Here is a 21,237-nt window from a genome sequence, read left to right on the forward strand (position 1 = left end):
ACTCCATACAGACGCCCCCCATCGGCGAACAGTTGCACGATGAGGGGCGTAGAAAGCCTGTATTTCCGGGGCTTTTCCGGGGCTTCTCCGGGGCTTCTCCGGGGTCGGCGGGGGTCAGCCGAGCTGGCTCACATCGCGCACGGCGCCCTTGTCGGCGCTCGTCGCCATGGCCGCGTAGGCGCGCAGCGCGGCCGAGACCTTGCGCTCGCGGTTCTTCGGCCGGTACGCCCCGGCCAGCGCCGTGCGCCGCTCGGCGAGGGTCGCGTCGTCCACGAGGAGGTCGATCGTGCGGTTCGGGATGTCGATGCGGATGCGGTCGCCGTCCTCGACGAGCGCGATCGTGCCGCCGGACGCGGCCTCCGGTGAGGCGTGCCCGATGGACAGGCCCGACGTACCGCCGGAGAAGCGGCCGTCGGTGATCAGCGCGCAGGACTTGCCGAGGCCGCGGCCCTTGAGGAACGACGTCGGGTACAGCATTTCCTGCATACCCGGGCCGCCCTTGGGGCCCTCGTAGCGGATGACGACGACGTCGCCGTGCGTGATCTCCTTGCGGAGGATCTTGTCGACGGCCTCCTCCTGGGACTCGCAGACCACGGCCGGGCCCTCGAAGGTCCAGATCGACTCGTCGACGCCGGCCGTCTTCACGACACAGCCGTCGACGGCGAGATTGCCCTTCAGGACGGCCAGACCGCCGTCCTTCGAGTACGCGTGGGCGACATCGCGGATGCAGCCGTTCGCCGCGTCCGTGTCGAGGGTGTCCCAGCGCTCGGACTGCGAGAACGCCTCGGCGGAGCGGACGCAGCCGGGCGCCGCGTGCCACAGCTCCCACGCGTCGTCGGAGGTGGCGCCGCTGCGGATGTCCCAGGCGTCCAGCCACTGCTTGATGGACGGCGCGTGGACGGTGTGCACGTCCTCGTTGAGCAGACCGCCGCGGTACAGCTCGCCGAGGATCGCCGGGATGCCGCCCGCGCGGTGCACGTCCTCCATGTAGTACGTGGTCGTCGGCGCGACGTTCGGCGCGACCTTGGCCAGGCAGGGGACGCGGCGCGAGACGGCGTCGATGTCGGTGAGGTCGTAGCCGACCTCGGCCTCCTGGGCGGCGGCCAGCAGGTGCAGGATCGTGTTCGTGGAGCCGCCCATGGCGATGTCGAGGGCCATGGCGTTCTCGAACGCGGCGTGCGTCGCGATGTTGCGCGGCAGCACGGAGTCGTCGTCCTGCTCGTAGTAGCGCTTGGTCAGCTCGACCACGGTGGCGCCGGCCCGCTCGTACAGCGCCTTGCGGGCGGTGTGGGTGGCGAGGACGGAGCCGTTGCCGGGGAGGGAGAGGCCGATCGCCTCGGTGAGGCAGTTCATCGAGTTGGCGGTGAACATGCCGGAACAGGAGCCGCAGGTCGGGCAGGCGTTCTCCTCGATACGGAGGATGTCCTCGTCCGACACGTTCTCGTTGACGGCGTCGCTGATGGCGTTGATCAGGTCGAGTTTGCGGACCGTGCCGTCGACCAGCGTGGTCTGGCCGGCCTCCATGGGGCCGCCGGAGACGAAGATCGTGGGGATGTTGAGGCGGAGCGCCGCCATCAGCATGCCGGGGGTGATCTTGTCGCAGTTCGAGATGCAGATGAGGGCGTCCGCGCAGTGCGCCTCGACCATGTACTCGACCGAGTCCGCGATCAGGTCGCGGGACGGGAGCGAGTAGAGCATGCCGCCGTGGCCCATCGCGATGCCGTCGTCCACGGCGATGGTGTTGAACTCGCGCGGGACGGCGCCGGCGGCCTTGATCGCTTCGCTGACGATACGGCCGACCGGCTGGAGGTGGGTGTGGCCGGGCACGAACTCGGTGAAGGAGTTGGCGACCGCGACGATCGGCTTACCGATGTCCTCACTGGCTACCCCGGAGGCCCGCATCAGGGCGCGGGCGCCCGCCATGTTGCGGCCGTGGGTGACTGTGCGAGACCTCAGCTCGGGCATCGTCGCTCGCTCCTTCGGGGCCGACGCTCAGCCGCGCGGGTGAGCGGGGGCTTCTGTGGGGTGGGGTGGGGTGGGGTGGGGTGGGGTGAGGTGGAGTGGGGTGGGGTGGGGTGGAAGTCGATGAGGCGGAATAGCTTGTGCCGAGGGTACGCCCGTGGGGGGCGGGGTTGGGGAGGGGTCCGACATTTGGGATGACTGTCTCATGGGGGCGGGGCCCTCCGGGGGTGGGTGGGGATTTCGGGGGTGGGGGATCGGGGGAAGGGTGATCGGGGGCGGGGGTGATTGGGGCTGGGGTGATCGGGGCTGGTGGGGGGCGAGGGCTGGGGTTCGACAGTGGGGTTCCGGGGTGGGGGGCGAGGGGAGGGGTGGTTTGGTGGGTGGCCGGGTGTGCGGTGAGGGTGGCGGCGGGGGCGGAGGGTTGACCCTGGCGGGTCGAGGGCGGGGCGGGTGGATGCCGTCGGGGTGGGGCGCCGGGGTGGGGCGGGGCTGCCGACGACTAATGACTCACCCAGGCAGACCGGGACAACGCAGGTGGATACCACGGGGCAGGACGCCATGGCGGGGCGGGGCTGTCGATGGCGATTGACGAACCCTCTCGGACCGGGAATGAGGCGGGTGGGTGCCGCCGGGCGGGGCTGCTGACGGGGAATGACTGAGCCTGGCTGACCGGGACGCGGCAGGTGGGTGCCGGGGCGGGGCGGCAGGGCGGAACAGGGCCGCCGACGACTAATGACTCACCCAGGCAGACCGGGACGAGGCAGGTGGATGCCACCAGGCGGGGCGCCGGGGCGGGGCTGTCGATGGCGATTGGCGGACCCTCTCGGACCGGGAACGAGGCGGGTGGGTGCCGCCGGGCGGGGCTGCCGACGGGGAATGACTGAGCCTGGCGGGTCGGGAGCGAGGCGAGGTCGGGGCGGGGTGGCGTTGGCGGGGCGCAGCGTCGGAGCCGTGTGCCGCCGGAGCCCTCCGCGCTCCCGACCAGGCCGCTCCCGCCCCGGCACCTACCCGCCGTCCGTGCGCCGCCGGGGCTGGTGATCGCTTCCGGCGGTCCGGCCCGGCAGTCCCCTTCCGCGACCTGGGGCTCTCGCCCTGGCCACGGGCGGGCGACGACAGGCACGGACCCGGCAGGGTCGCCTCGCGGGAGTCGGGCCGGGTGCCGCTGCGGGAAGTGGAAGCGACCTTGCCGGTCAGGCGTGGGGGTCCGGATCTGTCAGGTAGCGCTGGAGGGTGGGGGCGACCAGCTTGACGATCTGTTCCGGGTCGGCACCCGCCAGGGGTTCCACCCGGACCACGTAGCGCAGGATGGCGATGCCGATCATGTGGGACGCGGCGAGTTCGGCGCGGAACTTCGGGTCGGGGACGTCCAGATCCCGGGCGACGCGTTCCAGGATCTGGCGTAGGACGAACTGGCGCAGGATCTTCGCCGCCGCCTCGTGCGTCAGCGCCGAACGGATGACGGCGAGCAGCGGGGCCCGGGTGGCCGGGTTCTCCCAGATGGCCAGGAAGTTACGGGCCAGCCGTTCGCCGATGCCCTCGCTGCCGCGCCCGAGGATGGTGGTGAGCAGCAGCGCCGGCTCGAACGACACCTCGATGGCCGCCGCGAAGATCTCGTCCTTGGTACCGAAGTAGTGGTGCACCAGCGCCGGATCCACCCCGGCCGCCTTGGCGATGCCCCGTACCGAGGTCTTGTCGTAACCGCGCTGCGCGAACTCCTCGCGGGCGGTGCGCAGGATGCGTTCGCGGGTGTCCGGGCCGTCCGCCGTCTCCTCGCGGGTGGGACGGCCCCGGCGGCGCGGGGCGGGGCCTTTGCCGTCGGCGGTGCCGGTCATGAGCGGTGGGCCTTGACGGCCGACGCCAGGTGGAGCCGGGTGAAGGCAAGGGCCTCGGCGAGGTCGGCCTCGCGTTCGGCGCTGGACATCGCGCGGCGCGTATTGACCTCGACGACGACATGGCCGGCGAAGCCGGTGGTCGCCAGGCGCTCCAGGACCTCGCCGCAGGGCTGGTTGCCGCGGCCAGGTACGAGGTGTTCGTCCTTGCCCGACCCCGTGCCGTCGGCGAGGTGGACATGGCCGAGGCGGTCGCCCATGCGATCGACCATGGCGAGCGCGTCGTTGCGGGCGGTCGCGGTGTGGCTGAGGTCGATCGTGTAGTGCCGGTAGTCCTCGGTGGTCGGGTCCCAGTCGGGCGCGTACGCGAGCATTTCGCGGTCGCGGTAGCGCCAGGGGTACATGTTCTCGACGGCGAACCGTACGTCCGTCTCGCCGGCCATCCGCCAGATACCGCGGACGAAGTCACGGGCGTACTGGCGCTGCCAGCGGAAGGGGGGGTGGACGACGACGGTGGAGGCGCCGAGCTTCTCGGCGGCGGCCCTCGCGCGCTGGAGCTTGACCCAGGGGTCGGTGGACCAGACGCGCTGGGTGATGAGGAGGCAGGGGGCGTGTACGGCGAGTACGGGGACGCGGTGGTAGTCCGAGAGGCGGCGCAGGGCCTCGATGTCCTGGCTGACGGGGTCCGTCCAGACCATGATCTCGACACCGTCGTATCCGAGCCGCGCGGCGATCTCGAAGGCGGTCGCCGTCGACTCCGGATACACCGAGGCCGTGGACAACGCGACCTTCGCATCCGGGATCCGCACGACTGGTTCTGCCACGAGGGACAGCGTACGGGGCGCGGCGCTGGCTGGACCGGGGACGGCGGGTGCCCGCGGCGCCGACCGGGGAGGATCCCCGGACCCCTCCTTGTCTCGGGCGGGGGCGACCTTGCCATTCCCTGGCGGGGGTGGGGCTTGGCGTCGCCGGGCGGCGGGAGGGGGTGACCCTGGCGGGTCTACCGCCTGTCGACCAGACGGGCGGTCGGGGATTCCGCCGGACACCCGGCACGGGGGCTGGGGCCCGTGGCGGCGGGAGAAGGTGACCCTGGCGGGTCCACCGCCTGTCGACCAGACGGGCGGTCGGGAATTCCGCCGGACACCCGGCGTGGGGGCTGGGGCCCGTGGCGGCGGGAGAAGGTGACCCTGGCGGGTCCACCGCTTGTCGACCAGACGGGCGGTCGGGAATTCCGCCCGGACACCCGGCACGGGGGCTGGGGGCCGTGGCGGCGGGGAGAAACGACCCCGGCGGGTCGACGGCCTGCCGACCAGGGCGGGGCGGTCGCGGGGGTTCCGGGCGAGTGGCCGTTCCTCTTTCCCGCCAGGGTGACGGCAAGGTCAGGGCTTTGGTGGGGGGTCCGCCGGGTGGGGGGCCAGGAGGGGGAGGTGGGCGGCGAGGCGTTGTTCGCAGAGGGTTGCCAAGTGGTCGTAGCCCGCCTTGCCCATCAGTTCGGTCAGCTCCGCGCGGTAGGAGACGTAGACCGGGTCGCCCGCGCCGTGCGCCGACGTCGCGGACGTGCACCACCAGTGCAGATCGTGGCCGCCGGGGCCCCAGCCCCTGCGGTCGTACTCACCGATCGACACCTGGAGCACCCGCGTGTCGTCGGGCCGGTCGATCCACTCGTACGTCCGGCGTACCGGCAGCTGCCAGCACACGTCCGGCTTGGTCTCCAGCGGTTCGCGGCCCTCCTTGAGGGCGAGGATGTGCAGCGAGCAGCCCGCGCCGCCCGCGAAACCGGGGCGGTTCTGGAAGATGCAGGAACCGTTCCAGCGACGGGTCTGCCGGTCGCCGTCGCCGCCGTCTTCCTCGTCGGCCTCCTGGGTCCAGCCCGACTCCGTACCCACGTCGTGGTGCTGCCAGATGTCCGGCGTGAGCCGTGCCACATGGCCCGCGACCCGCTTCTCGTCGTCCTCGTCGGAGAAGTGGGCGCCGAGCGTGCAGCAGCCGTCGTCGGCGCGGCCCGCCTCGATGCCCTGGCAGCCGCTGCCGAAGATGCAGTTCCAGCGCGAGGTCAGCCACGTCAGATCGCAGCGGAAGATCTGCTCGTCGTCCGACGGGTCCGGGAACTCGACCCAGGCGCGCGCGAAGTCCAGCCCCTGTTCGTCGGGCGCCCCGGCCCCCTTCTTCCGCCCCTTCGTCACCCCGGGCACCGCCACCGCATCCTTCAACGCCTTACCCGCCTTACCCGACCCCCGGCTCTTACCGGAATGACCGGAACCACCGGGATTGCTGTCCTTCGCCTTTTTCGTCTTGGGCACGTGTCCAGGGTATGCGCGCGGGAGGGCTCCCGCGGACGTCACGGTGCCGCACGCGCAGTAGCGTTCCGTACATGAGACTCGGTGTCCTCGACGTGGGTTCGAACACAGTGCATCTGCTCGTGGTGGACGCCCACCCGGGTGCCCGGCCGCTGCCCGCGCACTCGCACAAGGAGGAGCTGCGGCTCGCCCAACTTCTGGACGCGCGAGGTGCCATCGGCCCGGAGGGTGTCGCGCAACTGATCTCGACCCTGCACGACGCGCTCCAGTCCGCGGAGGACAAGGGCGTCGAGGATCTGCTGCCGTTCGCGACGTCGGCCGTGCGGGAGGCCAGCAACGCGGACGAGGTACTGGCCCGGATCGCCGCCGAGACCGGGGTCGAGCTTCAGGTCCTCACCGGCGAGGAGGAGGCCCGGCTCACGTTTCTCGCCGCCCGCCGCTGGTTCGGCTGGTCGGCCGGGAAGCTCCTGGTGCTGGACATCGGCGGGGGGTCGCTGGAGATCGGGTACGGGATGGACGAGGAGCCGGACGCGGCGGTGTCGCTGCCGCTGGGCGCCGGGCGGCTCACGGCCGGATGGCTGCCTGGGGATCCGCCCGACGCGGCGGACGTACGGGCGCTGCGGCGGCATGTGCGGGCACAGATCGCGCGGACGGTGGGCGAGTTCGCGCGGTTCGGGAAGGCGGACCACGCGGTGGCCACGTCGAAGACGTTCAAGCAGTTGGCGCGGCTGGCGGGGGCCGCGCGGACGGCGGACGGGCTCTACGTCCAGCGGGAGCTGAAGCGGGAGTCCCTTGAGCACTGGGTGCCACGGCTCGCCGCCATGACGGTGGACGAACGGGCCGAACTGCCCGGCGTCTCCGACGGCCGCGCGAACCAGCTCCTCGCCGGCGCCCTGGTCGCCGAGGGCGCCCTCGATCTCTTCGGTCTGGAGTCGGTGGAAATCTGCCCGTGGGCGCTGCGGGAGGGCGTCATCCTCCGCCGTCTGGACGCCCTCCCGGGACTGTGATCCACGACGGTCTACCGTCCCTCCGTCCCCCCGTCGGACGGCGGCGCCGACCCGCCCGGGTCGGACGGGTCGGACGGGCCACCCGGGTCGGAGGGCGTCGGCTCCGACGGTGAGGGTGTGCCCGGGTCGCTCGGGCTCGGGCCGGGGTCGGTCGGGGTGCCCGGATCGGTCGGGGTCGGGTCGGGGGTTGAGGGAGTGCCGGGGTCGGTCGGGGTCGGGTCGGGGTGCTGGGTGTGCGGCGGGCGGTGCGGTCGGCGGCCGTGCCCCTCGACGAGGATCACCGCGCCGGAAGGGTCGATCGCGATCCGCGCGCTCCAGTGGCCCCGGGGTGCGGCGCGGTGGTCGACGTACACCTGAAGCGTGAACGACTCGCCGGGTGCCAGGGTTCCCGAGGAGTGGCTGAGGCGGAGCCAGGAGGCGTTCACTCGGGCGGACCAGTTCACCGGTGAACCCCCGGACGCCGTCAGCGTGACGAGGGTGGTGCCCCCGCCGGGCCGCGCGTCCACGGTGAGCCGCCCGGGGCCGGTCCCGGCCCGGGAGGGCGACGCTCCGGGGCTGATCACCTCGACCGACACGTCCGGCGAACCGTCGCCTGTGGTGAAGTGCGGGTCGGGCGTCGTCTCCGCGTTCCCCGCGTTCTCGTACGCGTCGCCCCGCCGCTCCCCGCCGGGCCCGCCGGGCTCCTCCGACTCGCTCGCCGTCACGGACCGCCCGTCGGTGCCCTCGCCGGTCACCGGGGCGCCCCGGTAGGCGGCCCACAGGGCGAGGACGGGGGCGGCGACCACGGTCGCGACGACCGTCGTGGTGACGGCCCGCGCGCGCAGCCGGTCGCGGCGCGCGGCCCGGTCCTTGGGGTCCATGGGGAAGCCGCGCCGGTCGAACCGGGGGCCGCCGCCCCGCGCGCGTGGAGCGCGGGCCAGCGCTGCGTGCAGCGCCGCGCGCGGGGCCACGATCACGGGCAGCGCGCCGGGGCTGACGGCGGTGCCCGGCCAGGTGCCGGGCGACGCGCGTTCGGCGGTACGGCGGCAGCGCGGGCAGTCGTCCACGTGCCGGACGAGTTCGCCGCGCAGTGCGGTGCCGAGGAGCAGTTGGTCGTCGCCGGTGAGCCGGGCGACGCTCGGGCAGGTGCCGGTCTCGACGACGGCGAGGGCGGCGCGGGTGCGTTCGACCTCACAGGCGGCCGACGCGAGGAGTTCGCGGGCGCCGGAGAGGTCGAGGCCGGTGACGGCGGCGACCTCGGGTGCGGAGAGCCGGTGGCGGACGGCCAGTTCGAGGGCTTCGCGCTGCTCTGGTGTGGTGCCGGCGGCCTCCGGCCAGGCGAGCAGGGCGAGTTCGCGGCGCCGCTGCCGTTCGGTCTCCTCGGGGAGGGGCGCGGGAGCGTCCGGGGCGTGGCCCGCGCGCGTGGCACTGGTCGATCCGGTGGGTGCGGTGGGTGCGGTGGATCCGGCGTGACGTTTCCTCTTGGCTTCGGCCAGCTTCCGCAGACAGGCCCAGCGCGCCAGGGCGTAGAGCCATGCCCGGCGGTCTGACTCGGCCTCCGGGCCGCGCCCGCCGCGCCGTTCGGCGAGGGCGAGGACGTCGGCGAGGGCCGCCGTCGCCGCGTCGTGGTCGCACAGGACGGACAGGCAGTACGTGAACAGGCCGTCCAGATAGGGCTCGTGGAGCGCGGGCGGGCGCTGGGGCACGGTACGGGGCGCTTCCGGCTTCCGCGCGTCCCGGTGCGCCCGGTGTGCGCCGGTGGTGTGCGTGGGGGTCTGCGTCCTGCTGCTCATCACCCGTGCGACCGTACGGTGCCCCCGAAGGGCCCTTCCCGGGACTTGAGCGTATTTAATCCTTACGGGTGAACAGATCCCTCGATAGGGGACAGGAACCCCCTATTCCATGGCCTGGCCTCTCACGGAGCGCGGCCGGAACGCCCCGGAAGACCCGGTTCCGGCGTTCCGCCGCCCGGAGGAGGGCACAGGGAGCACGGGGGGAGCACGGGACTGTCGGTGGGGCCGGTTACGGTTCGGTCCATGGCCACCCGTACGAAGACCGCCAAGGACCGTCCGTCCTACCGCTGCACCGAGTGCGGCTGGCAGACGGCCAAGTGGCTCGGCCGCTGCCCCGAGTGCCAGGCGTGGGGGACGGTCGAGGAGTACGGCGCGCCCGCGGTGCGTACGACGGCGCCGGGCCGGGTCACCACGTCGGCCGTGCCCATCGGCCAGGTCGACGGCCGGCAGGCGGCGGCCCGCTCCACGGGCGTGCCCGAGCTGGACCGCGTCCTCGGCGGCGGTCTCGTACCGGGGGCGGTCGTCCTGCTCGCCGGTGAGCCCGGCGTCGGCAAGTCCACCCTCCTTCTGGACGTCGCCGCGAAGGCCGCGAGCGACGAGCACCGCACCCTGTATGTGACGGGTGAGGAGTCGGCGAGCCAGGTGCGGCTGCGCGCGGACCGCATCAAGGCCATCGACGACCATCTGTATCTGGCCGCCGAGACCGATCTCGCCGCCGTGCTGGGGCACTTGGACGCCGTGAAGCCGTCCCTGCTGATCGTGGACTCCGTACAGACCGTCGCCTCACCGGAGATCGACGGCGCGCCGGGCGGCATGGCGCAGGTGCGGGAGGTCGCGGGCGCGCTGATCCGCGCGTCGAAGGAGCGCGGCATGGCCACGCTCCTTGTGGGCCATGTCACCAAGGACGGCGCCATCGCGGGCCCGCGCCTCCTGGAGCACCTGGTCGACGTGGTGCTGTCCTTCGAAGGCGACCGGCACGCGCGCCTGCGCCTGGTCCGTGGCGTCAAGAACCGGTACGGCACGACGGACGAGGTCGGCTGTTTCGAGCTGCACGACGAGGGCATCACGGGCCTCGCCGACCCTTCGGGCCTCTTCCTCACCCGCCGGGACGAGCCGGTGCCCGGCACCTGTCTGACCGTCACCCTGGAGGGCCGTCGCCCTCTCGTCGCCGAGGTCCAGGCCCTCACCGTCGACTCGCAGATCCCCTCGCCGCGCCGCACCACGTCCGGTCTGGAGACCTCGCGGGTGTCGATGATGCTGGCCGTCCTGGAGCAGCGGGGCCGGATCAGCTCCCTCGGCAAGCGGGACATCTACTCCGCGACGGTCGGCGGGGTGCGTCTCTCGGAGCCCGCCGCCGACCTCGCCATCGCGCTCGCGCTCGCCAGCGCCGCGAGCGACACTCCTCTGCCGAAGAACCTCGTCGCCATCGGCGAGGTCGGCCTCGCGGGCGAGGTCAGACGGGTCACGGGCGTCCAGCGCCGGCTGTCCGAGGCGCACCGGCTCGGCTTCACGCACGCCCTCGTACCGGGCGATCCGGGCAAGATCCCGGCCGGTATGAAGGTCACCGAAGTCGCCGACATGGGGGACGCGCTGCGGGTCCTACCGAGGAGCCGTCGCCGAGACGCCCCACGGGAGGACGGAGACCGCCGGTAGACTTTGCCCCGGTCTCGCCCGTCCGTGCGAACAACGGGCGCCCACGAACCCGCGACCGGAGGAGAGCAGTGGCAGCCAACGACCGGGCAGCAGCTCCCGGAAAGTCCGGCGGTAGCTCCGGTTCCGATGGGCTGATGCGTGCCGCCCTGAGCGCGGTCGCGCCCGGCATGGCGCTCCGCGACGGCCTGGAACGCATCCTCCGCGGCAACACCGGCGGGCTCATCGTCCTCGGCTCGGACAAGACGGTCGAGGCGATGTGTACGGGCGGTTTCGTGCTGGATGTCGAGTTCACGGCGACGCGGCTGCGGGAGCTGTGCAAGCTCGACGGCGGCATCGTCCTCGACAAGGACATCACCAAGATCCTGCGCGCCGGGGTGCAGCTCGTCCCCGATCCGACGATCCCCACCGAGGAGACCGGCACCCGCCACCGCACCGCCGACCGCGTCAGCAAGCAGGTCGGCTTCCCGGTGGTCTCGGTCTCCCAGTCGATGCGGCTGATCGCGTTGTACGTGGACGGGCAGCGGCGGGTCCTGGAGGACTCGGCGGCGATCCTGTCCCGCGCGAACCAGGCCCTGGCGACCCTGGAGCGGTACAAGCTCCGTCTGGACGAGGTCGCCGGTACGCTCTCCGCGCTGGAGATCGAGGACCTGGTGACGGTCCGGGACGTCAGCGCGGTCGGGCAGCGCCTGGAGATGGTACGGCGCATCGCCACCGAGATCGCCGAGTACGTGGTGGAACTGGGCACCGACGGCCGTCTGCTGACCCTCCAGCTAGACGAGCTGATCGCGGGGGTCGAGCCGGAGCGGGAGCTGGTGATCCGGGACTACGTTCCGGAGCCCACCGCGAAGCGGTCGCGTACGGTCGAACAGGCACTGTCCGAGTTGGACGCGCTGTCGCACGCGGAGTTGTTGGAACTTCCGACGGTGGCACGTGCGTTGGGCTATACGGGGTCGCCCGAGACCCTTGATTCGGCGGTGTCGCCGAGGGGGTTCCGGCTCCTCGCCAAGGTGCCCCGGCTGCCCGGGGCCATCATCGACCGGCTGGTCGAACACTTCGGCGGCCTGCAGAAGCTGCTCGCGGCAAGCGTGGACGATCTCCAGACGGTGGACGGCGTGGGCGAGGCCCGCGCACGAAGCGTCCGCGAGGGGCTTTCACGGCTGGCGGAGTCGTCGATTCTGGAACGGTACGTCTAGCCGACGGCTGACCGGTGTGGGGACCGGTAGGTGATGACCGCCGGTCGGGTATCGCGGTGGCTGAGCACCACGGCGGCGGAGAGAATCCGGCTGCGCCGTAACCCATCGGCTGCGCCGAAGCCGCGGTGAGTGATGACCGCCGGTCAGGGGTCGCGGGCGGCTGAGCGCCACTGCGGCGGAAATGAATCCGGCTACGCCGGAACCCGACGGCTGCGCCGAAGCAGCGGAGAGTGACGACCGCCGGTCAGGCATCGCCGTAGCTGAGCACGGCTGCGGCGGAAAGAATCCGGCTGCGCCGGAACCGACGGCCGCGCCGAAACAGCGGCGAGTCATGACCGCCGGACACACATCGCCGTAGCCGAGCACCACTGCGGCAGAAAAGAACGGCCCAGACTTCCCAACACGCCCCCGTCCACCCGGCCGCGCCGAGGCCCCCAGAGACTGCCGTGTGTGATGACCGTCGGTCGGGCATCACCCTCGCCGATCACCACTGCGGCGGGATTGAAGGGCGGGGCTTCCCCGCGCGCCCCACGTCCACCCGGCCGCGCTCGAAGCAGCCGCAACTGACGACCGCCCGTCAGGCATCACCCTCGCCGAGCGCCACTGCCGCAGAAAGGAAATGCCGCAACTTCCCAGCACACCCCCACATCCGCCCGGCCGCGCCGAAGGCAGCCGCTGCTGACGACCGCCGGTCGGGTATCGCCGTGGCTGAGCACCGCTGCGGCGGGATTGAAGGGCCGGGGCTTCCCCGCGCGCCCCCACGTCCGCCGGGCCGTCCCGGAACTCCATCGGCTGCGCCGAAACAGCGGCCACTGACGACCGCCGTTCAGGCATCGCCCTCGCCCATCACCACTGCGGCGGAAAGGGATCCCGCCGCCCCGGTCCCTAGTCCTGCGTCAGTACGAACGACGTCCGGGCCACCGGCATGCCCGGGGTGCTGGCCTCCACCAGGTAGGTGCCTGCGCCTGCCGGGGTCGCCGGAGGTGTGGCGCAGTTGGGGGCCGACTGCTTGCGGTCCCATTCGACCGTGTGTGTCACTCGGCCGTCGCCCGGCACGCGGAGCAGAAGGCTTCCGGAGCCCGACGGGCAGTCCTTCGAGGACCAGATCTGTTTGTCGTCGCCGGACTGAGTGATCGTCAGTACGGCCTGCCGGGGCCCGAGGTCGAGCTTGCAGGCGGTGCCCGACGAGTTCTCCGCGATCAGCTCGAACTTCGGCTTCGCACCCGGCGCGTACGAGTTGCGGACGCTGCGCAGCGTCAACTTCACCGAGCTGGTGGTGCAGTTGGGGAGGCTGGAGCCCGCCGGAACCCGGTCGCCCGAGCCGGAGCCGCCGCCGGCACCGTCGGCACCGTCGTCCGATCCCGTACCCGATGAGTCACCGGACCCGGCCGTCGCGCCGGAACCGCCGGAGCCGCCCGTGTCCGCGCCCGATGAGTCGCCGGAGCCGCCGCCGGTCCCGGACTCCTCGCGCCCGCCCGGGTGTTCACTGATGGCGGGTCCGGACTCGGAGGGGCCGGGGGTGATGGTGGACGGCGCCGTGTTCTTGCCGTTGGCGTCGCCCGCGTTGTCTCCGCCACCGCCGCCGCCCGAGGTGACGATCCAGGTGACCAACAAGGCGAGGAGCGCGGCCATGGACAGCAGAACGGCCCTCCGACGCCAGTAGATGGTGGAGGGAAGCGGCCCGACCGGATTGCGCAGAGATCCCACGGGCCAAACTGTACGAGAGATCCGGGGCTTCTCCTGCCCCACCCGCCGCTCTGGACGGCAACTTTTGCGGATCATCATCCCGGCACCCGCCCGAATCGGACGCCGAAACGCGTCGCGCGCGGGGCCGAACCGGTCGCGAACCGGCCCCGCCCCTCGGTCCTTCGCCGGTTCGCCGGCCGGCCATGGCAGGATCGGGACCGCCATGACTGCGCCCACGAAGCCCCTGCCCCGTACCGGCGGTGCCGGCCGCAACAGCGGTGCCGGCCGCACCGCACCCGAGCCCCGTACCGCTTCCGAAACCGCTCCCGAAGCCCACCACGCCCTGCATGAACCCGTCATCGACTGGTTCGACGAACACGCGCGCGATCTGCCGTGGCGGCGCCCCGAAGCGGGCCCGTGGGGCGTGATGGTCAGCGAGTTCATGTTGCAGCAGACCCCGGTCAACCGGGTGCTCCCCGTGTACGAACAGTGGCTGGCCCGCTGGCCGCGCCCCGCCGACCTCGCCAAGGAGGCGTCCGGCGAGGCCGTGCGCGCCTGGGGGCGGCTCGGGTACCCCCGGCGCGCGCTGCGGCTGCACGGTGCCGCCGCCGCCATAACGGAACGGCACGGCGGCGACGTACCCACGGAGCACGCGCAGTTGCTGGCGCTGCCCGGCATCGGTGAGTACACGGCGGCGGCCGTGGCCTCGTTCGCGTACGGGCAGCGGCACGCGGTGCTCGACACCAATGTGCGGCGCGTCTTCGCGCGGGCCGTCACCGGTGTCCAGTACCCGCCGAACGCGACGACCGCCGCCGAACGCAAGCTGGCCCGCGCGCTGCTGCCCGACGAGGAGCCGGTCGCCGCGCGCTGGGCCGCCGCCTCGATGGAGCTGGGCGCGCTGGTGTGCACGGCGAAGAACGAGAGCTGTGCGCGCTGCCCGATCGCCGCGCTGTGCGCCTGGCGGCTCGCGGGAAAGCCCGAGCACGAGGGTCCCGCGCGGCGCGCGCAGACCTATGCGGGGACGGACCGGCAGGTGCGGGGCAAGCTGCTCGCCGTGTTGCGGGACGCGGTCGCCCCGGTGCCGCAGGCCGTGCTCGACCGGGTGTGGCACGAGCCGGTGCAGCGGGCCCGCGCGCTCGACGGTCTCGTGTCGGACGGTCTGGTCGAGCCGCTGCCCGGCGGTCTCTACCGGCTGCCCCAGGTCTGAGGACGGCACGGCCCAGCACGGCCCGTTACGCGACCTGTTACGGAATCCGGCGGGAGACCCCCCGAGACGTCACGAGACCTCGCGGGACAAATCACCCCAAAGGATTCCTTAACACCCTTGAAAACGGGCCGCCTTACCCCGTACCTACATCTGTTACACAACCGACGGCCAGCCGTGCGCCCGCCGCGTGCTGCCTCGCACAGCCTCGTGACAACTCCTCCGTAGCTTCATTCCTGTGCCGCGGAGGCACAGGAATTGACGCATCGACCACGGGTCGGAACGGGAGGCGGTTGATCATGGCGCACGGCGAGGTGCTCGAATTCGAAGAGTACGTCCGCACGCGGCAGGACGCCCTGCTGCGCAGCGCCCGCCGCCTGGTCCCGGACCCGGTCGACGCGCAGGACCTCCTCCAGACCGCGCTCGTACGGACGTACGGCCGCTGGGACGGGATAGCGGACAAGCGGCTCGCCGACGCCTATCTGCGCCGCGTGATGATCAATACGCGCACGGAGTGGTGGCGGGCCCGCAAGCTGGAGGAGATCCCGACCGAGCAGCTTCCGGAGGCGCCGGTCGAGGACTCCACCGAGCAGCACGCCGACCGCGCCCTCCTGATGGACGTCATGAAGGTGCTGGCTCCGAAGCAGCGCAGTGTCGTCGTACTGCGACACTGGGAGCAGATGTCCACGGAGGAGACGGCCGCCGCCCTCGGCATGTCGGCCGGAACGGTCAAGAGCACGCTGCACAGGGCACTGGCCCGGCTCCGCCAGGAGCTGGAGAGCCGCGACCTCGACGCACGCGCGTTCGAACGTGAGGAGCGGGAGCGTTGCGCGGCGTAGGTACCGGGACGAGAGCACCCATGCCCGACGGAGCGGCCGGACCGGCCGCCCCGGGCGGGCACCGGCGCGGAGCGCTGAAGGCGGGGGGTACGGCGGCGGCCGTGCTCGCCGCCATCGGCCTTTTCATGGTCGCCTGCTCCACCGGCGGCACGGGCACCCGCGACGAGGGCCCGGCCCGCACCGACGGCGTCGCCCGGACCACGGAGCCCGCCTCACCCTCGCCGTCGCCCGCCCCGAAACGGATCGACGCGGTCAAGCTGGTGCTGGAGGACCCGGAGGTGAGCCCCGCGGTCAAGCGCGACCTGCGCCCCTGCGTCGCCGACGAGTACCCGATCGACGTGAGTTACGGGAACCTGACGGACGTGGGGGCGGACGACGTCGTGGTGAACGTGATGACCTGCGGTGACGCGGTCGGCATCGGCTCGTACGTCTACCAGCCCGAGGGCGGTACGTACCACAATGTCTTCAAGTCCGAGGAGCCGCCGGTGTACGCCGAGATAGACAGGGGCGACCTGGTGATCACCAAGCAGGTGTACGCGAAGGGCGATTCCGTCGCCTTTCCGTCCGGCGAGGACGTGATCACGTACCGCTGGGCCGCCCGCCGCTTCACGGAGCAGGCCCGCACGCACAACGACTACAGCAACGCGGTCGGCGGCGGCACCAGCGCTCCGTCGGCGAACTGACCGTGAACTGACGGGCCCCACCCACCGCGCCCGGATGACGCGACAGACCCGAGAGACCCGAGAGAGCCGAGGGAACAGAGTCGGATGGCAGAGCAGACCCATGTCCTGTTCGTGGAGGACGACGACGTCATCCGCGAGGCCACGCAACTCGCGCTGGAGCGTGACGGCTTCGTGGTCACGGCGATGCCCGACGGGCTGTCGGGCCTGGACGCGTTCCGCGCGGACCGCCCCGACATCGCCCTGCTCGATGTGATGGTGCCGGGTCTGGACGGCGTGAGCCTGTGCCGCCGTATCCGCGACGAGTCCACGGTCCCGGTGATCATGCTCTCGGCGCGGGCCGACTCCATCGACGTGGTCCTCGGTCTGGAGGCCGGGGCCGACGACTATGTGACGAAGCCGTTCGACGGTGCCGTGCTCGTCGCCCGGATCCGGGCGGTGCTGCGGCGATTCGGGCACGCGAGCGGGCCCCTCGGCGGTTCGGCGAGCCACGCCGACGACCAGCCGGCGCCGCTCGGCGGGACGCTCACCTTCGGCGATCTGGAGATCGACACCGAGGGCATGGAGGTGCGGCGCGCGGGCTCCCCTGTCGCGCTGACGCCCACCGAGATGCGGCTGCTCCTGGAGTTCTCGGCCGCGCCCGGCACCGTACTGTCCCGCGACAAGCTGCTCGAACGGGTCTGGGACTACGGCTGGGGCGGTGACACGCGGGTCGTGGACGTCCATGTGCAGCGGCTGCGGACGAAGATCGGCCAGGACCGGATCGAGACGGTCCGCGGCTTCGGCTACAAGTTGAAGGCCTGAGCGGGGACATGGGCGGGGACATGGGTGGGGACATGGGCCGTGACAGGCGGGGGATGCGTCGCCGCTTCACGGTCCATGCGGCCGGGGATGTCCTGGCGGCCGGCGATGCCCGTACGCCTGCCAACGCCCGTACGGGACCGGGCATCCGGACGCGGCTGAGCATCCGTACGGGGCTGAAGTGGAAGCTGAGCGCCGCCATCGCGCTGGTCGGCGCGCTGGTCGCACTCGCGCTGAGCCTGGTCGTGCACAACGCGGCCCGGGTGTCGATGCTCGACAACGCGCGCGATGTGCAGGACGAGCGCGTCCAGTTCGCCCAGCGGATCTACGAGTCCACCGGCCGGTTCCAGTTCGGTACGAAGATCGACGACCCGGCGATGCCGCGCGAGCTGCTGGCGAAGGCGTCGGAGGGGCGGCGCGCGACCTTCGTCGCCGAGCACGGCAACGGCGTCCCGGACATCTGGGCGGCCGTGCCGCTCAAGGACGGGCGGGTGCTGTCGCTGCACACACGGTTCACGGACCGCAGCGCGACGGTGATGAAGGACCTCGACCAGGCCCTCGTCATCGGCTCGATCGCCGTCGTCTTCGGCGGCTGCGCGCTCGGCGTCCTGATCGGCGGACAGTTCTCGCGCCGGCTGCGCAAGGCGGCGACGGCCGCCGAACAGGTCGCCCAAGGGCAGACCGACGTCCGGGTACGGGAGGCGATCGGCGGGTTCGTCCGGGACGAGACGGACGACCTCGCGCGGGCGGTCGACGCGATGGCGGACACGCTGCGGCAGCGCCTTGAGGCCGAGCGGCGGGTCACCGCGGACATCGCGCACGAGCTGCGGACACCGGTCACCGGGCTGCTCACCGCCGCGGAACTGCTGCCTCCGGGGCGGCCCAGCGAACTGGTCAAGGACCGCGCGCAGGCGATGCGCACGCTCGTCGAGGACGTCCTCGAAGTGGCCCGCCTGGACAGCGCGACCGAGCGTGCCGAGCTGCACGACATCATGCTCGGCGAGTTCATCACCCGCCGGGTCGCGGTGCGCGGCGGCGATGTCACGGTGCGGGTGGTGCACGAGTCGGAGGTCACCACCGATCCGCGCCGCCTGGAGCGGATACTCGGCAACCTCCTGGCGAACGCCGCGAAGCACGGCAAGCCGCCGGTGGAGGTGACCGTCGAGGGCCGGGTGGTGCGGGTACGGGACCACGGGCCCGGGTTTCCGGAGGCGCTGCTCGACGAGGGACCGAGCCGGTTCCGCACCGGCAGCAGTGACCGGGCCGGGCACGGGCACGGGCTGGGGCTGACCATCGCGGCGGGGCAGGCGCGAGTGCTCGGGGCGCGGCTGACCTTCCGGAACGTGCGCGTCCCCGGGGCCGGGGACGAGGCACCGGCCGAGGGGGCGGTGGCGGTGCTGTGGCTCCCGGAACACGCGCCGACAAGTACGGGGAGCTTTCCGATGCTGGGGGTTCCGTAGCCCCAGCATCGGATCCGGGTCAGCCCGCCCAGCTCTTGGTCTCGTCCAACTCGCCTTCGCGCCGCTCCGTGAACGAGAACCAGTTGCCCGAGTCGTCGCGGAAGATGGCCTCCGTGCCGTACGGCCGCTCCTGCGGGGGCTGGATGAACTCGACGCCCCGCGCCTTCAGCGTCTCGTAGTCCGCGTGGATGTCGTCCGTCGTCAGGACGCCCGCGCCGAGGATGCCCTTGGCGACCAGCGTCCTGACGGCCTCGGCCGACTCCGCGTCCATCGCGGGCGGGCCCGGCACCATCAGGGTCAGCACCACATCGGGCTGGTCCTTGGCGCCGACCGTGAGCCAGCGCATTCCGCCCTCGCCGCCCATGGTCATGTCGTGACGGACCTCCAGGCCCAGCTTCTCGGTGTAGAACTCCTTGGCCCGGTCCTGGTCGAGGACCCAGACGGTGGAGATGGCAAGTCCCTTGATCATGGTGCGCTCCTGGGGAGGTGGTTCGAAACGACTTCCCTGTCACCGTAGGCAGTCGGCCCCTCAGCCCGCTTCTTCAGAATTGCGGCGCTCGCTCTCCCTCTTCGCACCCCCGCCCACCCCCGCCCTCTCCCCCGCCGCCCCCTTTCCCCCGCCCCGGAAACCCACCCGCCCACAACATCGCGTAACACCCCGGAATCAGCGCCGCCCCGCGCCCCACATACCGCTCCCGGTACGCGCTCGGCGTCAGCCCCGTCCGCTCCTTGAACCGCGTCGAGAACGTACCGAGGCTGCTGAAGCCGACGAGATGGCAGATCTCGGTCACCGTGAGATTCGCCGACCGCAGCATCTCCTCGGCCCGCTCGGTTCTGCGCCGCGACAGATACTGGCCGGGCGTCTCCCCGTACGCCCCCTTGAACGCGCGCACGAAGTGGTACCGCGAATAGCCCGCGTGGGCCGCCACCGCGTCCAGATCGAGGTCCGGGTCGGCCCAGTCGCGGTCCATCGCGTCCTTCGCGAGTCGGAGCTGCCGCAGTCTGTCCACTCCCGCATGCTGACACGCCCCACTGACAACAGCCGGGCCGGAAAGGCGACAGCCCCCGGGCGCTCGCGCACCGGGGGCTGTCGGACCGAGGGAAAGACCAGGTCAGACGGCCTCTGCAACCGCTTTCCCGTCCGGCGCGGAGTCCCCGTCCGCGCCCTCGGCCGGCTTGGTGGCGGGTCCGGCGCCGCGCAGCGGGACCTCCTTCACGAAGAAGGACGCGGCCAGGGCGGCCACCGCGACGATCGCGCCGAGCAGGAACGCGGAGTGCGTACCGGCCGACACCGCGAACTGGTACGCCTCACGCGCCGCCGCCGGCAGCTTCGCCAGGCTCGCCGCGTCGAGCTGCGCCGACTTCTCGGTGATGCTTCCGCCGAGCTGCCCGGCGCGCTCCGCCATCACGTCCTGCACCCGGTTGTTGAACAGGGCGCCCATGATCGCGACACCGAAGGAGGAGCCGAGCGTGCGGAACAGGGTGGTCGAGGAGGAGGCGACGCCCATGTCCTTCATTTCCACGCTGTTCTGCGCGACCAGCATGGTGATCTGCATCAGACAGCCCATACCGGCACCGAGGACCGCCATGTACACGCCCGAGGTGAAGCGGCTCGTACCGGTGTCCATCTGGGCGAGCAGGAAGAGTCCGGCGACCAGCAGCACACCGCCGACGATCGGGAAGACCTTGTACCGGCCGCTGTTGGTCGTGACCCGGCCCGCTATCAGCGAGACGACCATCATCGCGAGCAGCATCGGCAGCAGGAGCAGCCCGGAGTTGGTCGCGGACGCGCCCTGCACGGACTGCTGGTAGAGCGGCAGGAAGAGGACCGCGCCGAACATCACGAAGCCGGTGATGAAGCCGATGATCGACATGAGGGTGAAGTTGCGGCTGCGGAAGATGTGCAGCGGCATGATCGGCTCGGCGGCCCTGGTCTGCACGAAGACGAAGCCGATGAGCGAGGCCACGCCGATGCCGATCAGCTCCATGATGACGGCCGACGTCCACTCGTACTCCGAACCGCCCCACGTGGTGACCAGGACGATCGAGGTGATGCCGACGGTGAGCAGCGCGGCGCCGAGATAGTCGATACGGCCCTTGGAGCGCTTCTTCGGCAGATGCAGCACGGCGGTGACCATGATCAGCGCGACGGCGCCGAGCGGCAGGTTGATGTAGAAGGACCAGCGCCAGCCGAGGTGGTCGGTGATGGTGCCGCCGACCAGCGGGCCGCCGATCATGGCGAGCGCCATCACGCCGGCCATCATGCCCTGGTACTTGCCGCGCTCCCTGGGCGGGATCAGGTCGCCGATGATCGCCATGACGCCGACCATCAGACCGCCGGCGCCGAGGCCCTGGATGGCGCGGAAGCCGATGAGCTGGCCCATGTCCTGGGCCATACCGCTGAGCGCGGAGCCGATCAGGAAGATCACGATCGAGGTCAGGAAGGCGCCCTTCCTGCCGTACATGTCGCCGACCTTGCCCCAGATCGGGGTCGATGCGGCGGTGGCGAGGGTGTAGGCGGTGACGACCCACGAAAGGTGCTCCAGACCCCCCAGCTCACCGACGATCGTCGGCATCGCGGTGCCCACGATCATGTTGTCGAGCATCGCGAGGAGCATCGCGATCATCAAGGCGAGCAGGACGACGCGGACGCTGCGGGGCTGCTTGCCCCCGGGCAGCGCGTCCTGCGCGGATTCGGGTTCGGGTACGGGCTCGGGTACGGCTTTCGCCGTGGACTTGACCTCGACCTCGGACATGGCACTCCCCCTGGGACGCAACGGAACGTGAAAGGAAGCGGGGCGAACGTTCCTGTGCTTCCTCGCGGTTCCGGCCGATCAATTCGGTCTTGCTTCCG

The 21,237-nt window shown here is 71.8% G+C and carries 17 protein-coding genes; 8 read left to right on the plus strand and 9 right to left on the minus strand.

Annotation, left to right across the window (positions count from 1 at the left end; genetic code table 11):
• Positions 1-114: 114 nt before the first annotated feature.
• From ilvD to ACIQNU_RS14240, 4 genes are all read right to left on the minus strand, one after another.
• The gene (ilvD, locus tag ACIQNU_RS14225) at positions 115-1,965 is read right to left on the minus strand and encodes a dihydroxy-acid dehydratase (RefSeq protein ID WP_401365678.1); all 1,851 of its coding nucleotides are present in this window, start codon (positions 1,963-1,965) and stop codon (positions 115-117) included.
• Positions 1,966-3,152: 1,187 nt separating this feature from the next.
• Entirely contained in the window at positions 3,153-3,794 is a 642-nt protein-coding gene (locus ACIQNU_RS14230; protein WP_401365680.1) for a TetR family transcriptional regulator, read from the minus strand.
• Positions 3,791-4,615, minus strand: a complete 825-nt coding sequence (locus ACIQNU_RS14235) for a sugar phosphate isomerase/epimerase family protein (RefSeq protein WP_401365682.1) — start codon at positions 4,613-4,615, stop codon at positions 3,791-3,793. The genes ACIQNU_RS14230 and ACIQNU_RS14235 overlap by 4 nt, the downstream gene beginning before the upstream one ends.
• A gap of 555 nt (positions 4,616-5,170) precedes the next feature.
• Complete coding sequence (locus ACIQNU_RS14240; protein ID WP_401365684.1) at positions 5,171-6,091, minus strand: hypothetical protein; 921 nt, start codon at positions 6,089-6,091, stop codon at positions 5,171-5,173.
• A gap of 71 nt (positions 6,092-6,162) precedes the next feature.
• Here ACIQNU_RS14240 and ACIQNU_RS14245 point away from each other — a divergent pair, with 71 nt between their 5' ends.
• Positions 6,163-7,095, plus strand: coding sequence for a Ppx/GppA family phosphatase (locus ACIQNU_RS14245; protein ID WP_401365686.1), 933 nt, complete (start codon positions 6,163-6,165; stop codon positions 7,093-7,095).
• An 11-nt stretch (positions 7,096-7,106) separates the two neighbouring features.
• Here the strand turns inward: ACIQNU_RS14245 and ACIQNU_RS14250 are convergent, their stop codons facing one another.
• Entirely contained in the window at positions 7,107-8,867 is a 1,761-nt protein-coding gene (locus ACIQNU_RS14250) for a hypothetical protein (RefSeq protein ID WP_401365688.1), read from the minus strand.
• A 243-nt stretch (positions 8,868-9,110) separates the two neighbouring features.
• Between ACIQNU_RS14250 and radA the strand changes: the two genes are divergently transcribed.
• The gene (gene radA, locus ACIQNU_RS14255) at positions 9,111-10,520 is read left to right on the plus strand and encodes a DNA repair protein RadA (RefSeq protein ID WP_401365690.1); all 1,410 of its coding nucleotides are present in this window, start codon (positions 9,111-9,113) and stop codon (positions 10,518-10,520) included.
• A 68-nt stretch (positions 10,521-10,588) separates the two neighbouring features.
• Positions 10,589-11,713 carry a DNA integrity scanning diadenylate cyclase DisA gene (gene disA, locus ACIQNU_RS14260; protein ID WP_401365692.1) on the plus strand — a complete coding sequence of 375 codons (1,125 nt, stop codon included), beginning with the start codon at positions 10,589-10,591 and terminating at the stop codon, positions 11,711-11,713.
• An 885-nt stretch (positions 11,714-12,598) separates the two neighbouring features.
• Here disA and ACIQNU_RS14265 read toward each other — a convergent pair.
• Positions 12,599-13,420 (minus strand): hypothetical protein, encoded by an 822-nt coding sequence (locus tag ACIQNU_RS14265; RefSeq protein WP_401365694.1) that lies wholly within the window; start codon positions 13,418-13,420, stop codon positions 12,599-12,601.
• Positions 13,421-13,622: 202 nt separating this feature from the next.
• Between ACIQNU_RS14265 and ACIQNU_RS14270 the strand changes: the two genes are divergently transcribed.
• The 5 genes from ACIQNU_RS14270 to cseC all read left to right on the plus strand — a co-directional run bounded on the left by ACIQNU_RS14270 (position 13,623) and on the right by cseC (position 18,383).
• Entirely contained in the window at positions 13,623-14,606 is a 984-nt protein-coding gene (locus ACIQNU_RS14270; RefSeq protein WP_401365696.1) for an A/G-specific adenine glycosylase, read from the plus strand.
• Positions 14,607-14,902: 296 nt separating this feature from the next.
• Positions 14,903-15,442, plus strand: coding sequence for a SigE family RNA polymerase sigma factor (locus ACIQNU_RS14275; RefSeq protein WP_401365698.1), 540 nt, complete (start codon positions 14,903-14,905; stop codon positions 15,440-15,442).
• 20 nt (positions 15,443-15,462) lie between these two features.
• Positions 15,463-16,125, plus strand: coding sequence for a hypothetical protein (locus tag ACIQNU_RS14280; RefSeq protein WP_401365699.1), 663 nt, complete (start codon positions 15,463-15,465; stop codon positions 16,123-16,125).
• 84 nt (positions 16,126-16,209) lie between these two features.
• Positions 16,210-16,926, plus strand: coding sequence for a two-component system response regulator CseB (gene cseB, locus ACIQNU_RS14285; protein WP_401365700.1), 717 nt, complete (start codon positions 16,210-16,212; stop codon positions 16,924-16,926).
• A 32-nt stretch (positions 16,927-16,958) separates the two neighbouring features.
• Positions 16,959-18,383, plus strand: coding sequence for a two-component system sensor histidine kinase CseC (cseC, locus tag ACIQNU_RS14290; RefSeq protein WP_401365701.1), 1,425 nt, complete (start codon positions 16,959-16,961; stop codon positions 18,381-18,383).
• 19 nt (positions 18,384-18,402) lie between these two features.
• Here the strand turns inward: cseC and ACIQNU_RS14295 are convergent, their stop codons facing one another.
• From ACIQNU_RS14295 to ACIQNU_RS14305, 3 genes are all read right to left on the minus strand, one after another.
• Positions 18,403-18,852, minus strand: coding sequence for a VOC family protein (locus tag ACIQNU_RS14295; RefSeq protein WP_401365702.1), 450 nt, complete (start codon positions 18,850-18,852; stop codon positions 18,403-18,405).
• Between the two features lie 73 nt (positions 18,853-18,925).
• Positions 18,926-19,354, minus strand: coding sequence for a helix-turn-helix transcriptional regulator (locus ACIQNU_RS14300; protein ID WP_401366389.1), 429 nt, complete (start codon positions 19,352-19,354; stop codon positions 18,926-18,928).
• Positions 19,355-19,495: 141 nt separating this feature from the next.
• On the minus strand, positions 19,496-21,139 hold the full coding sequence (locus ACIQNU_RS14305) for an MDR family MFS transporter (RefSeq protein WP_401365704.1): 1,644 nt from the start codon (positions 21,137-21,139) through the stop codon (positions 19,496-19,498).
• Positions 21,140-21,237: the final 98 nt, after the last annotated feature.

It is taken from the genome of Streptomyces sp. NPDC091292, assembly GCF_044757265.1.
Taxonomy (GTDB): Bacteria; Actinomycetota; Actinomycetes; order Streptomycetales; family Streptomycetaceae; genus Streptomyces.